General features: G+C 62.3%; 9 protein-coding genes. 6 read left to right on the top strand and 3 right to left on the bottom strand.

The features are described 5' to 3' along the window. Positions 1-161 precede the first annotated feature (161 nt). The 3 genes from AYM40_RS06455 to AYM40_RS06465 are packed head-to-tail and all read left to right on the top strand — an operon-like array spanning position 162 to position 5,168. Positions 162-2,234: a type I secretion system permease/ATPase gene (locus AYM40_RS06455; RefSeq protein WP_236720940.1), complete on the top strand. Its 2,073-nt coding sequence runs from the start codon at positions 162-164 to the stop codon at positions 2,232-2,234. Beyond that, entirely contained in the window at positions 2,231-3,685 is a 1,455-nt protein-coding gene (locus AYM40_RS06460; protein WP_063495498.1) for an HlyD family type I secretion periplasmic adaptor subunit, read from the top strand. The genes AYM40_RS06455 and AYM40_RS06460 overlap by 4 nt, the downstream gene beginning before the upstream one ends. Further along, on the top strand, positions 3,675-5,168 hold the full coding sequence (locus tag AYM40_RS06465; RefSeq protein WP_082854968.1) for a TolC family protein: 1,494 nt from the start codon (positions 3,675-3,677) through the stop codon (positions 5,166-5,168). The genes AYM40_RS06460 and AYM40_RS06465 overlap by 11 nt, the downstream gene beginning before the upstream one ends. Before the next feature lie 36 nt (positions 5,169-5,204). Here the strand turns inward: AYM40_RS06465 and AYM40_RS06470 are convergent, their stop codons facing one another. Together AYM40_RS06470 and AYM40_RS06475 are read right to left on the bottom strand one after the other, a co-directional pair. After that, positions 5,205-6,662 (bottom strand): HDOD domain-containing protein, encoded by a 1,458-nt coding sequence (locus tag AYM40_RS06470; protein WP_063495499.1) that lies wholly within the window; start codon positions 6,660-6,662, stop codon positions 5,205-5,207. 91 nt (positions 6,663-6,753) lie between these two features. Further along, the gene (locus tag AYM40_RS06475) at positions 6,754-8,568 is read right to left on the bottom strand and encodes a putative bifunctional diguanylate cyclase/phosphodiesterase (RefSeq protein WP_063495500.1); all 1,815 of its coding nucleotides are present in this window, start codon (positions 8,566-8,568) and stop codon (positions 6,754-6,756) included. Between the two features lie 298 nt (positions 8,569-8,866). Between AYM40_RS06475 and AYM40_RS06480 the strand changes: the two genes are divergently transcribed. From AYM40_RS06480 to AYM40_RS06490, 3 genes are all read left to right on the top strand, one after another. Continuing rightward, complete coding sequence (locus tag AYM40_RS06480; RefSeq protein WP_063495501.1) at positions 8,867-10,204, top strand: EAL and HDOD domain-containing protein; 1,338 nt, start codon at positions 8,867-8,869, stop codon at positions 10,202-10,204. A 206-nt stretch (positions 10,205-10,410) separates the two neighbouring features. Beyond that, positions 10,411-10,974: a peroxiredoxin gene (locus tag AYM40_RS06485; protein ID WP_063495502.1), complete on the top strand. Its 564-nt coding sequence runs from the start codon at positions 10,411-10,413 to the stop codon at positions 10,972-10,974. A 101-nt stretch (positions 10,975-11,075) separates the two neighbouring features. Beyond that, complete coding sequence (locus tag AYM40_RS06490; RefSeq protein WP_063495503.1) at positions 11,076-11,540, top strand: hypothetical protein; 465 nt, start codon at positions 11,076-11,078, stop codon at positions 11,538-11,540. A gap of 218 nt (positions 11,541-11,758) precedes the next feature. Here the strand turns inward: AYM40_RS06490 and AYM40_RS06495 are convergent, their stop codons facing one another. Next, a complete protein-coding gene (locus tag AYM40_RS06495; protein ID WP_063495504.1) occupies positions 11,759-15,073 on the bottom strand; it encodes an efflux RND transporter permease subunit in 3,315 nt (1,104 codons plus the stop codon). Positions 15,074-15,076: the final 3 nt, after the last annotated feature.

Raw genomic sequence — 15,076 nt, forward strand, 5'->3', positions numbered from 1 at the left:
CTTACGTCACGCGACCTGCTTACCCGCAGCCGTAGCACGCAGAAAGCAATACCTCAATGCAACCCGATGCCGTCCTGAATACCCCGCGTAGCGAACATACGCAGCAGTCTCCGCTCAATTCCGACGCTCCCTCCATCGACACAGGCATCTTCTGCCTCGTCATGCTGGCCCGCTATCACGGCATCGCGGCGGATCCGGATCAACTGGCGCACGAGTTCAAGCCTGGATCGGAGCCACTCAAAACAACACAACTCCTGCTTGCCGCAAAATCGCTCGGGCTTAACGCGAAGCACACAAAAGTCCGCTGGGATCGTCTGGATCGGCTCGCACTGCCTGCTGTCGCCATCGATCAGGCCGGCGACTTTTTTGTTATCGGTCGCATAGAAAAGAACAAGGCGGTGATCCAGCGTCCCGATGCCGCGCAGCCCGTCTCTATCCACATCGAAGTATTAAAAGGCGATTGGTCCGGAGAAGTGATCCTGTTCGCCTCACGCGCGTCGTTGCTCGGCGAGCTGACGAAGTTCGACTTCACCTGGTTTATTCCGGCGTTAATCAAGTACCGGCGTCTTCTGTGCGAGGTGCTTGTTGTCTCGTTCTTTATCCAGGTCCTCGCGCTGATCACGCCGCTGTTCTTCCAGGTCGTGATGGACAAGGTCCTGGTGCATCACGGACTGACCACGCTCGACGTGATCGCCGTCGGACTCACGATCGTCGTGCTATTCGATGTCGCGCTAACCGCGTTGCGCAGCTACGTATTCGCGCATACCACGAGCCGGATCGACGTCGAACTCGGGGCGAGTCTGTTCCGCCATCTGCTCAAATTGCCGCTTGCGTATTTCCAGGCGCGGCGTGTCGGCGATTCAGTCGCGCGCGTTCGCGAACTGGAGAACATTCGCGCGTTTCTGACCGGTAACGCAATCACGCTTGTGATGGATCTGTTGTTCTCATTCGTCTTCATCGCGGTGATGCTGTTCTACAGTGGTTGGCTCACGCTGATCGTGCTTGTTTCGTTACCGTGTTATGTACTGCTTTCGGTAGTTTGCACGCCAGTACTCCGCCGGCGACTAAATGAGAAATTTGCTCGCAGTGCAGAGAATCAGTCGTTTCTCGTCGAAACGATCAGCGGTATCGACACAGTCAAATCGATGGCGGTTGAGCCGCAGTGGACGCGTCAATGGGACAACCAGCTTGCAGCCTATATCGGTGCGACTTTTCGTGCCTCAACCGTCGGCATTTGGGCAAGCGGTGGCGTTAGCCTGGTGAACAAGCTCGTCACTGTCGCGCTGATGTGGGTCGGGGCGCGGCTCGTGATCGACAGCAAGCTCACGGTCGGTGAGTTGATCGCATTCAACATGCTGGCCGGTCAGGTTGCGGGGCCGATCATGCGGCTCGCCCAGTTGTGGACCGATTTCCAGCAAACGGGCATTTCAGTCGCGCGTCTAGGCGACATCTTGAACAGCCGCACGGAAGCGGCCGGTGCGAAGAGCGCGCTGCCTGCCGTCAAAGGTCGTATCGAACTGGAGAATGTCGTATTCCGCTATCGGGCGGACGGTCCGGCCATTCTCAGCGGCGTGAACCTGTCGATCGCAGCGGGCGAGGTGATTGGCATCGTCGGGCAGTCGGGATCGGGCAAGAGCACGCTGACCAGGCTGGTGCAGCGGCTCTATACGCCGGAAGGCGGTCGTATCACGATCGACGGGCAAGACCTCGCGCTGATCGACACGACCTCGTTGCGGCGCCAGGTCGGCGTTGTATCGCAAGAGAACGTGCTATTCAGCAGGAGCATTCGCGACAACATCGCGCTGACCGATCCCGGTGCGCCGCTCGATGCGGTGATACATGCCGCAAAACTGGCCGGTGCGCATGAGTTTATTGTTGGCCTGCCGGAAGGATATGACACAGCGGTCGGCGAACATGGCTCGACGCTCTCGGGCGGCCAGCGGCAGCGCATCGCAATTGCCCGCGCACTGATGCGTGAGCCACGCATTCTGATCTTCGACGAAGCGACCAGCGCGCTCGACTACGAGTCGGAGCGCATCGTGCAGGACAATATGCGGGCAATCTGCCGTGGGCGCACGGTGTTGGTGATTGCTCATCGTTTATCCGCGGTACGGCGTGCCGACCGGATCATTGTGATGGAGCGCGGGACGATCATCGAGCAAGGCCCGCACGACGTTCTTGTTGGTGCAAAGGGTGCCTACGCAAAGCTTTGGCATTTGCAGGCGGGAGTATGACGATCCGTGCTCTGCTGTGGCTAGGGGCCACCCGGGATCTGGCGCGCCAGTATCTGAAAGTGTGGCGCGCGGCATGGCAGGCGCGCGAGCGGAACGCCCCGTTGTGGTCAGCCGGCGAATCTGAGTTTCTCCCTGCCGCACTGGAGTTGCAACGCCGGCCAGTTTCACCGTTGCCACGCGTTGCAATGGCGACAATCGTTTCGCTATTGCTGATTGCCTTGCTTTGGGCAGTCTTCGGCAAGATCGATATTGTCGCGACCGCACAAGGAAAAATCGTCCCGGACGGCCGCGCGAAAATTATCCAGTCGATAGAAACGGCGAAAGTTACCGCGATACATGTCAGCGACGGCAAGCTCGTAAAGGCGGGTGATGTCCTCGTCGAACTGGACTCGACGGCGTCGTCAGCGGATCGTTTGCGTTTGCGCGACGACTGGGCGGAAAGCTGGCTCAGCGCCGCTCGCGCTCGTGCGTTGCTCGCAGGCATCGATAGCGGCTCGACTCAACGCATCGACGTCGGCGCGAACACGCAGGTGCCGGCTGAACTATTGCCGCCTGTGGCTCGCGTTGAACAGGAGCAACGCTTCCTCGATGGCGAACTTGCTGAGTTTCGTTCGAAGCTCGCGCGCCTGGACGCGGAAATTGCACGCAATGCGGCCGAGCTCCAAACGGTCGGCGCGGTGATCCACCGGTTACAAAGCACGTTGCAAATTGCCCGCGCCCGCGAAGCGGATTTCAACGAGCTCGCTGCGAAGAATTACGTTTCACGTCATGAGTATCTGGAGAAACAGCAGGTGCGCATCGAGCAGGAAGGCGAGTTGGCCGCGCAGAAAAGCCGCATCGGCGAGATAGGCGCAGCGATCGTGAGCGCTCGGCGTCAGCGCGAAGAACTCGTTGCTTCGACCCGCCGTGCGACGCTCGAAAATCTTGGAACCGCGACGCAAAAAGCGGCCGAGCTTCGCCAGGAATACATCAAGGCGGACGCGCATGATCGCTTTATGACACTGAAGGCGCCGGTCGACGGTGCCGTCCAGCAGCTTGCTGTGCACACGGTTGGTGGCGTCGTGACGGCTGCCCAGCCTTTGATGGTCATTGTCCCGAACGAACGTCCCGCTGAGATCGAGGCGTTCCTGGAGAACAAGGACATCGGGTTTGTCGCCGTGGGACAACCCGCTGCCGCGAAGCTTGAAACGTTTCTCTATACCCGCTACGGCACGCTGCCGGCTGAGGTGGTTAGCGTGTCGCACGACGCCATCGAAGATGAAAAACGCGGGCTGATCTACGCGGTGAGGGTGAAACTGCATCAGTCGAGCATGATGATCGACGGTCAGCGTGTGGCGCTCAGTCCCGGCATGGCAGCGAGCGTCGAGATTAAAACGGGCAAGCGCAGATTGATCGAATATTTTCTGAGCCCTTTGCTGACGAGGGTCGAAGAGAGTCTGCATGAGCGATAGTCAGCATCAATCCGTACGGCGCAGGTGGCTTGCCTTGCGTGGCCTCCTTGCCGTTGCCGCCGTGATCCTGCCAATTGGGGTAGGCGCACAGGCCGGGACAGGCGGTTTTGATCCGCTCGGCACTCGACTCGAAATCACTGTGCCGCCAGTCGCTTTAAGCGTTTCGGAAGTCACGGGGGTGGCGGCTTGCGAATTTGGCTTGCCGAGCGAGCCGCTGAGACTTGAAGACGTGGCGGCGCGCGCATTGTGCCGCAATCCGCTCACCCGTCGTGCATTGGCCAGCGCGCAGGTTCAAGCCGCGCGTTTGGGCGAAGCGCGGGCCGCTCAATGGCCGACGCTCACGGGGAATCTGAATGGCTCGCTCAATCGCGGAAGCATGGCTTCAGCAAACGCATTGGCGGCGCAGGAGTCGTACAACGGCACGGCACGAGCGGCCGAGTTGGCATTCGAGTGGGTCGTGTTCGATTTCGGTGCGCGTTCGGCGGAAGTCAGGAAGGCGCGCGAATTGATGACCGCGGCGAATCAATCGTTCAATGGTGTGGTGCTCGACGTGCTCTATACGAGCACCCACGATTATTTCGCCGCTGTGACCGCACGAGCGCAGGCCGAAGCCGCGCATGAAGCGCAAACCAACGCGGCGCAAAGTCTCGCGGCCGCGCACGCTCGGACGCGCTCCGGCGTTGCATCGGTCGCTGACGAATTGCAGGCCCGCACGGCGCATGATCAGGCAATGCTGGGCGTCGTCAAGGCGAATAGCGCGCTGCACGAAGCGACCGGTACGTTGGCGATCGATATGGGGTTAAGTCCCGATGTGCCGATCGTGCTGGCGGATGCGTCGGCAGCCATGCAAGGAACCGCGCCGCAATTGGACGCGATCAGGACGCTATTGGATCAGGCGGTCGACAATCATCCCCGTCTGCTGGCGGCGCGTGCCGAACTGCGCGCCTCGGAGGCTTCGGAGGACAGCTTGCGAGCGCAAGCTTTGCCGAGCGTTCGACTCCAGGCTGGGAGCTCGGTCAGCAATAGGCCAACGGCATCGATTGGACCAACTGGAGGGGTGTCCTCGACGTCGCGCAGTAGTTATGTCGGTGTTCGAGTCACGATCCCGCTTTTCGAAGGCTTCGGTTCGACTTATCGGATTCGCGAGGCGAGGGCACAAACGGAGCTTCAACAGGCGAACCTCGCCGAGACCGAACAGCAAGTCGCGCTGAACGTCTGGAAAAGCTACGAGGCAGTGCGGGCGGGTGCACAAGCCGTGAAGCAGGCCGAGGCCTTGCAGGAAAACGCCGCCTTGGCGTTCGACGCCGTTCAGGCGCGCTATAAAGCCGGAGTGGCGAGCATCATTGAACTGTTGCACGCGCAAGATGCGCTCGTTGCCGCAAGGCATCAAAGCATCGCAACCCAATCCGACTGGTTCGTCGCGCGCCTGAGTCTGGCGGCGAGCCTCGGCAAACTCGACTTAGGGCAAATACAAAACCGGTGACGGTGAAGCACCGTGATCAACGATCACGCCACGTCTTCACGTCGTCTCCATTTCCTGCATCTGCCCCAAGCCAAAAAAACGTCCTAACTCCTTTGCCAGTTCATTCAACGCGCTCATTTCCTTCTGCGATATCCGGCGCGGCTCCTGGGTATGCGACCAGTCGCCGTATAACAGCGCCACCGTCTGATCGGTTTCGTCGACGACCGGCAGCAGCACGAAGGCGCGGGCATCGTCGAACGAGCGGCGGAACCATTCCGGTAATCGCGCGACCATCTTCGGGTCGCGTGCGTTCTCGATGAAGATGCCGACCGAGTTCGCTATCGCGAGATGAAACACGTCGGGCTCGAACGCGGTGTTGAAGGTCAGCTTCGGCAGCGCCGCGTCGATCTTCGGACCGAGTCCGAGGCGCGCCTTGAAGGTGCCGTTGCTATGCTTCACGAACACCACCGTGCGCGCAAAGCCGAGTGCCGCCAGCACGGTTTCCGCGGCCAGCGCCAGTGCCGGCGCGAGCGCGCTGCCGTCCGGCAGACTGCGCAGATCGCCCACCCCCGCGGCGATGCGCGCTTCCGGATCGAGCGCCTCGCGCGCAATCGCGTCCGCATTGGCGCGCAACTCGACGATCTCGCGCATCACGCCGTCGCCGCCTTCCTCGCGGGCGAGCGCAACGCTCATCTGATGCAGCACGTCAGGATCGGTATTCAGGGCATGGCTGTATCCCTGCGCCAGTTCGGCGATGCGCTCCTCGCGCTGCCAGTCCGGCATGTTCTGCTGGGTCAGCACGTCGGCAACAGCCGTCGAATAGTTGGTGATGGCGCGCAGCCACTGCACCTGACGCGGCTGTTCGACATCCAGCGGATCGAACTCGCCCATGCCGGAGCGGATCATATCGGGCAAGCGCCAGCGTACCGCCGCTTCGGCGCCGATTTCGTCGAACGTGACACCGAGCACCAGCACGCAGGCATCGGCTTCGAGTGTGCCGTCTTCGATATGGCAGCGGATCTGATCCCACTCGGCGTCGAGATAGAACACCACCAGCAGCTTGCCGATCTGCCGCATCAGCGTGCAGACCACCGCTTCTTCGCCGGCGCGCAGATCGCCGCGCTCGGTCAGCTTGCGCGCGACGCAGCCCGACAGCAGCGTGCGGTTCAATTCGAGTTTCGCGTCGATGCGGCGCGGCGCGCTGTGATGAAAGTGGTCGACGATTTTCAGGCCGACCACCAGATGGCCGACCGCGTCCATGCCGAGCACCATCAGTGCGCGCGACACGGTGGTGATGTTGCCGCCAAACGCCATGTACATGGCCGAGTTGGCCAGCCGCAGCACTTTTTGCGTCAATGCGAAATCCGATAACACGACCTGCACGAGGCCGGTGAAGTCGAGGTCGTCGTTGTTCATCGCCGCCATGGTGGTGCGCAACGACTGCGACAGCATAGGGAAATCGCCGCGCTCGCTCATTCGCGTCCAGAGCCGGTCGAGCACTGCGGCCTTTACCATGTGAGTCCCGCCAAAGCCATACATGTTCCAATGAGTGCCACGCCGGCGTTAGGCCGGCATCTTGCGCTGTGCACGAGGTTCGCCTGCATCGCTATGCGGTGTGCAGGTGGAGCGTGCGCGCTTCGAAACGCTGCGCGAGTTCGTCGGAAGGCAACGCCTTGCAGACGAGCCAACCCTGAATGTGGTCGCAGCCCATCTCGGTGAGCAGGGTGCGCTGTGCTTCTGTTTCGACGCCCTCGGCAACCAGTTCGAGATCGAGTGTTTGCGCCAGTCCGACGACCGCGCTAACGATGGCTTGATCGTTTCGGGAGGTTAGCAGATTCTCGACAAAACTCCTGTCGATCTTGAGCTTGGCCAAGGGGAATCGTTGCAGGTAAGCCAGGCTTGAATAGCCGGTGCCGAAATCGTCGACGGCAAAGCGGATGCCCATCGCAGTCAGTTCTTCGAGCAGGACTTTGGCATGCGCCGGGTCGTGCATCAGCAGGCTTTCGGTGATCTCGAACACAAGGCGGCGCGGATCGATGCCCGTCAACTCGATCGCTTCGCGCACGCTGTCCTTGAAACGCGGATCGCGGAACTGCTGCGGCGACACGTTGACGGCCACGTATTGCAATGAGATGCCCTGCGCGTCCCACTGGATCAACTGCATGCAGGCGACCTTCAACACCCAGTTGCCGAGGAAGTTGATCAGGCCGATCGATTCCGCGAGCGGAATGAACATCGAAGGGGGAACCAGGCCATGCACGGGATGCGACCAGCGCATCAACGCTTCGACGCCGACGACACCGTGCGTGCGACTGCTCGTGATCGGCTGGAAGTGCAGCGAGAACTCGCCGTTGCGCACGCCGTCGTAGAGGTCGGCCTCGAGCTTCAGGCGCTCGGCGTCGGCGGGGTTGTCGTCCGGTACGTAGAAGGCGAGCGTGTTGCCGCCGGCCGCCTTGGCCTGCAGCAAGGCATGGTCGGCCCAGCGCAGCAGGTGCGTGTCGTGGGCGGCGTTGTCGTTGGCGTGGCGCACATCGGGGTAGAGCGCAATGCCGATGCTCGCCGACAGATGCACCTGCTGGCCGCTAAAAACATACGGCTGCTGGATCGCGGTCAACAGGCGGCGCGCCAGCGTTTCGGCCGCGGCGGCCGCGTCGGTGCGGCTCGCGGCAGGCTTCACGAGGATCGCGAACTCGTCGCTCGCGACCCGCGCCACCGTCTCGCTCGGGCTCGTCATATTCAATAGACGCCGCGCGGTGTCGCGCAACATCTCGTCGCCGGCATCGTAGCCGAGCGCGCGGTTCACGCGCTGATAGTCGTCGAGGTCGAGCAGCAGGAGCGCGGCCGGCGTGCCGTGGACGTCGGCTTGCCGTTGCGCGTCGAGCAGCGCGGGGATCAGCGCCGGCTGATTGGCCAGGTTCGTCAGGCGGTCGAGGTGCAGCGCCTGGGTCAGGCGTTCCTCGGTGGCGCGCCAGGCCGACACGTCGAAGCCGGCGATCGCATAGCCGTCGGCACCGTTGGGGCTGCTGCGCACCACGCGCAGCTCGACCGTGACCGGATAGGTCAGCGACTTGATGAGACCGAGCGTGGCTTTCTCGACATTGCCCGTAGCGGTGGCGCGCGTCAGCAGCGCGTCGAGGCGCGACACGTCGGCGGGCGCCACGAGATCGTGCAGCGTAATGGTCTCGAGATACTCGCGGTGATAGCCGATGAAGCGCAGGCTGGCGTCGGAAACATAAAGGAAGCGCAGTTCCTGGTCGACGCGCGCCAGCAGGTCGACGGCGCCGACCACCTGTTCCAGCTGCGCAGTGCGGCTTGCGCCTGCCTGCGGCTTGCTGTGGGCACGCCGGCCGAACGCGCGAAACCGGTCGATGACCGTGCGCAAGGAGCCCCGGCGGGGCGCGGTGATCCTGTTCGCTTCCATGTTTGTCGCTGGCAACCTGTATTCGTCTGCAGGCGGGGCGGCTCGCTGCCCGCCGGGTCCGGGCGGTCAAGCGGTATCAGGCCGCCCCATCAGAACAAGATAACGACTCGCGCGGGGAAATCTTTAGCGCGTGCTGCAAAAAACGCATGGCAAGGGGGGGGCGGCGCAGCCGGGCACCGCCGCGGGAGCGATTCGGTTAAAGTGCAGCGGCTTCGCATCCGTTAATAGGTCAAACCCGTTGTGCAGTGCCGGCTATGACGTCGCTGCGTAGCTTTCCGAACACTTGCACCGATGATCCATGTCTGAACGTCACTTTGTCTGGGCCACCCCCCGGCACGCCGAGGCGCTTGAACAGTGCGCCGCAGATGCCGACCCGGCGTCTGGAGCACAGTTCGTCTATCTGGGCCGCCAGCCGATTCTCGACCGCGACGGCGCGCTCAATGCTTATGAATTGCTGTTTCGAGCCGGCTCGCATAACTACGCCGAGGTCAGCGACGACGCCCAGGCAACGGCGCAGGTCGTGGCTCGCGCGATCGGCGGGATCGGCGTGGCGGCCGTACTCGGCCAGCACCGCGGCTTCGTCAATATTGACCGCGCGCTGCTCTTTAACGACATCGTCCACCTGATGCCACCCGAGCGCTTCGTGCTCGAGATCCTGGAAACCGTCAAGTTCGATGTGCATCTGGCCCGCCGGCTGACCGAATTGCGCCGCGCGGGCTTCCAGGTGGCCCTCGACGATGTCAGTGGACTGTCGGACGAACTGCTCGCCGTGCTGCCGCACGCCGACATCGTCAAAATCGACTTCCTGCAGGCCGAGCGGTCCGCGCTTGATCAATTGGCGTCGACGGTACGCAGCCATGGCAAGACACTGATCGCGGAGAAGATCGAGACGCGCGAAGACTTTGCACTGGCTCGCGACCTCGGCTTCGATCTGTTCCAGGGATACTTCTTCGCGCGGCCGCAGGTGCTGGCCGCGCCGCGCAACCGCTCGCCGCGCCCCGGCCTGCTGCGTTTGCTGGCGCTGCTGTCGCGCGATGCCGGGATTTTCGAGCTCGAAGCGGAGCTCAAGCTGAACCCGAGCGTGGTGGTGCAACTGCTGCGCCTCGTCAATTCGAGCGCGTTCGGGCTGGGGCGCAATATTGCCTCGCTGCGCGAGGCCATTATTGCCACCGGCACGCGGCAGATCGCGCGCTGGGCGCAGCTGCTGCTGTACGCGGACAGTGGCGATCTGCCGTGGCGGGCCGATCCGCTGGTGCAGCTGGCCGGTACGCGCTCGCGCTTCATGGAATTGGCTGCAAGCTGGCTGCGGCCATCCGATGACGAATTTGCCGATGCCGCTTTCATGACCGGCATTTTTTCTCTGGTGCACGTGGTGCTCGGCAGCACGCCCGCGGCTGTCCTGGAGAAACTTGGGCTGGCGCAGCAGATTCGTGACGCGATCGTCACGCGCGGCGGCGCGCTCGGCACCTTGTTGCGAATTGCCGAAGCGGCCGGCGAGGGGGGCGATGCCACCTCGATCGCAGCCGGCCCCGATGCGCCGCCCGGCTTCGCGGCGCTCACGCCCGAGGTGCTGGCGGAGCTGAACCTGTCCGCTGCGGCGTGGTTCGGCGCGCATATCGAAGAAGTGGCCGCCTGAGGCCTGAGCGGCGCTGCGTCAGGTCGTGCCGCTGCAGGCGCGGGTTCGCGGATGTATCCTTTTCGCATGCATCCTTTAGGCAGGTTCTTACGTACCTGATCTGTACGTGATCCAATGGCGCGTCGAGGTTGCCGGCGTTCCGCTGAACGCCGCGACCTTCAGCTGATTGCGCCCACAGAGCGCATTACCGTTTCGAGGGACTGCAGATGAAGAGAAGACTCATACCGGTGGCACTGGCCGCCGTCTTGTCGGTGGGATTCGCGATGCATTCGCTGACGGCCGCGGCCACGCTCAAGCCGGGCGATGCCGCGCCACCGTTCACCGCACAGGCTTCGCTGGGCGGCAAGACCTACACGTATTCGCTCTCCGACGAACTGAAGAAAGGGCCGGTGGTGCTGTATTTCTATCCGGCGGCCTTCACGAAAGGCTGCACGATCGAAGCGCACGAGTTTGCCGAAGCCGTCGACGAGTACAAGAAATATGGCGCGACGGTGATCGGCGTGTCGCACGACAACATCGGCACGTTGACGAAGTTTTCGGTGAGCGAATGCCGCAGCAAATTCCCGGTGGCGGCCGATGCCGACGCGAAGGTGATCGGCGCATATGATGCCGGCTTGCCGATGTATAGCTCGATGGCCAACCGGGTGTCGTACGTGATCGCACCGGACGGCAAGGTCATTTACGAGTACACGAGCCTGTCGCCGGAGAAGCACGTCGAGAACACGCTGAAGGCGGTGAAGGAATGGGCGCAGACGCATAAGCAGCCGTAACAGCTTGCTTCGCGCGGCTGTGCGGTTTTTGCAATGGTTTTTTGCCACGAGGTTTCGCGTTGCTCGTGCTAGCCTGAGTTTTTTTGCCGGGTGGACTTGCGATGCCGATTATTGTTGCACTCATTGCGCTGATCGCACTGGTGTATGGTGCAGTGCGCGCGTTTTATGCCTTGCAGGCGGCTTTTGGCTTGGCCGTTGCTGTTGGGGTCGCCGTTCTTGCCGGTTTGCTTTTGATTGCTGCGGTTGTTTATTGGTGGCGCCGCCGGAAGGAAGTGGCTTCCAATATTAGCGATGGCGATTGGACTCATGAGCTTAAGGGAACCTGGGGTTCGGTCCGGCTTGCTGCCGGTAAGCGGCTATGTGAGATTCGCCTTGGCGGCGAGCAGGGCGCTTATATCTTTGCCGATCTGCTTGGCGCTGAGGTGCAGGGCCATGATGCTCGATGGCAGGTCGCTTTGAAGGTCAAAGACGCTAAACATCAGGTTTGGGTTTTGCCCATGCTGGGCGAGCGGCAGGCTAAGCAGTGGAGGCGGGTTTTTTTGCTTGCTGTTGAACAGAGGCTCTGAGGGTAGCTGGCTGCGCCGTCCTTTGTTTGTCTGTTGGCCTGCGGCGTTGGGCTTTGCTTGGGTTTTTTGCCTGCTCGGTGCGTTTTGTCTGTGCGCTTATTTCAAAAGATCAGTTCTGCAAGCGAGTGAAGGTACGCGAATGCAGACCAAATAAAACGTCGGTGTATTGCAGTTGCAGCAGTGATAGCAAGGGCTCCCGCCACGCCGAGGCAAAAAAATCAAGAAGCCGCCATGCCAGCTCTGCGAGCCTTCCTCGACTCCCACCGCACCCGAATCCGATCCATATAGAGATACACCACCGGCGTGGTATAGAGCGTCAGCATCTGACTGACAATCAACCCACCCACAATGGCAATCCCCAACGGAGCCCGCAGCTCCGCCCCTTCCCCGCGCCCAAAGGCCAGCGGCAACGCCCCAAGAAGGGCCGCGCAAGTCGTCATCATGATCGGCCGGAACCGCAGCAGACAAGCCTGATAAATGGCATCCCGCGACGACATCCCCAGCCGGGAGGCTTCAATCGCAAAGTCCACCATCATGATCGCGTTCTTCTTCACGATGCCAATCAGCAAGATCACCCCAATCAGCGCGATGATGCTGAACTCCGTCTTGAACAACAGCAAAGCCAGCAACGCCCCCACGCCCGCGGACGGCAGTGTGGACAAAATCGTCAGCGGATGGATATAACTCTCGTACAGCATCCCCAGCACGATATACACCGCCGCCAACGCGGCCAGAATCAGAATCGGCTGGTCGGACATCGACTGCTGGAACGCCTGAGCGGTCCCCTGAAAACTGCCGTGTATCGTCCCCGGCATGCCGATCTGCGCCATCGTGTCGTATATCGCCTGCGTCGCCGTCGATAGAGACACACCCGGCGGCAGATTGAACGAAATCGTCGAGGCCACAAACTGGCTCTGGTGATTCACCGACAACGGCGTATTCCCCGGGCTGAAGCTCGCGATCGCCGACAACGGCACCATTGTTTCTTTCGAGGTCGACACCGCCGCGCCCGACGAAGCACTCGATTTGCCGCTCGCCGCAATCGAATTGATCGCCTGATTGCGCGCGGAATCGGCGGCGATACTCGCCGCGCTCGACGCAGTCGTACCCGCCGTGCCGCCAATCGTCGCGCTCGTGCTGGCGGGCGCGGTCGTCTGCGCGGTAACCGTGCCGGCCGGCGCGTTGGTGGTCTGCGCGCCGCTCGCGCTGCCGCCCGAGGTGCTGATGTAAATCTGTTTCAGCATGTCCGGACTCTGCCAGTACTTCGGCGCCACTTCCATTACGACGTGATACTGGTTCAGCGGGTTGTAGATCGTCGATACCTGGCGCTGGCCGAAGGCGTCATACAAGGTGTTGTCGATCTGCGCCGGCTTGATGCCGAGGCGCGCGGCGGTGGCGCGGTCGATCGTCACCATCGCCTCGAGGCCGCCTTGCTGCTGGTCGGAATTCACGTCGGCAAGTTCGGGGCGTGCTTGCAGCGCCTCAGTGAGCTTCGGTCCCCACAGATACAGATCGGGCGTCGAATCGGCCAGCAGCGTGAACTGATACTGCGCGTTCGATTGCCGGCCGCCGACGCGAATGTCCTGCACCGCCTGCAGGAAGGTCCGCGCACCGGCCACGTCGCCGAGCGGGGCGCGCAGTTGCTGGATCACCTGGTCGGCGGATAGCTTGCGCTCGCTCTTCGGCTTCAGCGTCACGAACATGAAGCCGGAATTGGTCTGACGGCCGCCGGTGAACCCGGCCACGCTGTTCACCGCCGGGTTCTTGCCGACGATCTCCATCATCTGGGAGAACTTTCCCTTCATCGCCTGGAACGAGGTGGCCTGGTCGGCCTGAATGCCGCCGACTAGCCGCCCGGTGTCCTGCTGTGGAAAGAAGCCCTTCGGTACGATGATGTACAGCCAGATGTTCAGGCCGATGGTCGCGAGCAGAATCGTCACGATCAGGCGCGGATGCAGCAGCGCCCAGCCGAGGGTGCGCTCATAACCGCGCTGCATCGACGTGAAGCCGCGTTCGAGCCAGCGTCCAAAGCGTCCTTCTTCTGTCTTTTCGTGCGGCTCGCGCAGCAGGCGCGAACACATCATCGGCGTCAAGGTCAGCGAGACGAGCAACGACACGCCGATCGCCAGCGACAGCGTCAGCGCGAACTCGCGGAACAGCCGCCCGACAATGCCGCCCATCAGCAGAATCGGCAGGAATACGGCGACCAGCGAAATACTGATCGACAGCACCGTGAAGCCGACTTCGCGAGCGCCGAGAAAGGCGGCCTTCATGCGCGGCACGCCGTTTTCTATATGCCGTGAGATGTTTTCCAGCACCACGATCGCATCGTCGACCACGAAGCCGGTTGCGATCGTCAACGCCATCAGCGACAGGTTGTCGATCGAAAAGCCCAGCATATACATTGCGCCGAACGTGCCGATGATCGAGATCGGCACGGCCACGCTCGGAATCAGCGTGGCGCGCCAGTTGCGCAGGAACAGGAACACCACCATTACCACCAGCGCTACGGCGATCATCAGCGTGTGCTCGGTATCCTTCAGCGACGCACGGATCGTCGTGGAACGGTCACCGGCCGACGCGATGTCGACGTCTCCGGGCAGCGACGCGTGCAACTGCGGCAGCATCGCCATCACGCGGTCGATGGTGTCGATGATGTTTGCGCCCGGCTGGCGGTACAGAATCACCAGCACCGAACGCTTGCCGTTGAAGAGGCCGAGGTTGCGCAGGTCTTCGACCGAATCGACTACTTCCGACACGTCGGACAGCTTCACCGCCGCGCCATTGCGGTACGCGATGACCAGATCTTTGTACTGCGACGCCTTGCTCGCCTGGTCATTGGTATAGATCTGCACGCGGTTCGGGCCGAACTCGATCGAGCCCTTCGGGCTGTTCGCATTGGCCGCTGCAAGCGCCGCGCGCACGTCTTCGAGACCGATGCCGTAGTGGGACAGGGCATTGGGTTCCAGTTCGACGCGCACCGCCGGATTGGCCGAACCGCTCACATCCACTTCGCCGACGCCGTCCACCTGCGAGAGCGATTGCTGCAGCACGGTGGCCGCGGAGTCGTACAACTGGCCGGCGGTGAGCGTCTTCGACGTGAGCGCCAGGATCAGGATCGGCGCGTCGGCCGGGTTCACCTTGTGATATGTCGGATTGCTGCGCAGGCTCGCCGGCAGATCGGCGCGCGCGGCGTTGATGGCCGCTTGCACGTCGCGCGCGGCGCCGTCGATGTCGCGGTTCAGGCCGAACTGCAGCGTAATGCGCGTCGAGCCGACCGAGCTCTGCGAGGTCATTTCGGTGACGTCGGCGATCGAGCCGAGATGCCGTTCGAGCGGGCTCGCGACGCTGGTCGCCACCGTGTCCGGGCTCGCGCCCGGCAACGTGGCCTGCACCGAAATGGTCGGAAAGTCGACCTGCGGCAGCGGCGCGACCGGCAGCTTGGTGAACGCAAAAATCCCGGCCAGCGCGATGCCGAGCGCCAACAGTGTGGTGGCGACCGGGCGGGAGATAAACGGACGCGACAGGTTCATCGC

It is taken from the genome of Paraburkholderia phytofirmans OLGA172 (assembly GCF_001634365.1).
In the GTDB taxonomy this organism is placed as follows: Bacteria; Pseudomonadota; Gammaproteobacteria; order Burkholderiales; family Burkholderiaceae; genus Paraburkholderia.

Bases quoted from the DNA above. Each gene is read 5' to 3' on its own strand.
- AYM40_RS06490 (WP_063495503.1), top strand. From the start codon at position 11,076: ATGCCGATTATTGTTGCACTCATTGCGCTGATCGCACTGGTGTATGGT.
- AYM40_RS06485 (WP_063495502.1), top strand. From the start codon at position 10,411: ATGAAGAGAAGACTCATACCGGTGGCACTGGCCGCCGTCTTGTCGGTG.
- AYM40_RS06475 (WP_063495500.1), bottom strand. From the start codon at position 8,568: ATGGAAGCGAACAGGATCACCGCGCCCCGCCGGGGCTCCTTGCGCACG.
- AYM40_RS06455 (WP_236720940.1), top strand. From the start codon at position 162: ATGCTGGCCCGCTATCACGGCATCGCGGCGGATCCGGATCAACTGGCG.
- AYM40_RS06495 (WP_063495504.1), bottom strand. From the start codon at position 15,073: ATGAACCTGTCGCGTCCGTTTATCTCCCGCCCGGTCGCCACCACACTG.
- AYM40_RS06460 (WP_063495498.1), top strand. From the start codon at position 2,231: ATGACGATCCGTGCTCTGCTGTGGCTAGGGGCCACCCGGGATCTGGCG.
- AYM40_RS06480 (WP_063495501.1), top strand. From the start codon at position 8,867: ATGTCTGAACGTCACTTTGTCTGGGCCACCCCCCGGCACGCCGAGGCG.
- AYM40_RS06465 (WP_082854968.1), top strand. From the start codon at position 3,675: ATGAGCGATAGTCAGCATCAATCCGTACGGCGCAGGTGGCTTGCCTTG.
- AYM40_RS06470 (WP_063495499.1), bottom strand. From the start codon at position 6,662: ATGGTAAAGGCCGCAGTGCTCGACCGGCTCTGGACGCGAATGAGCGAG.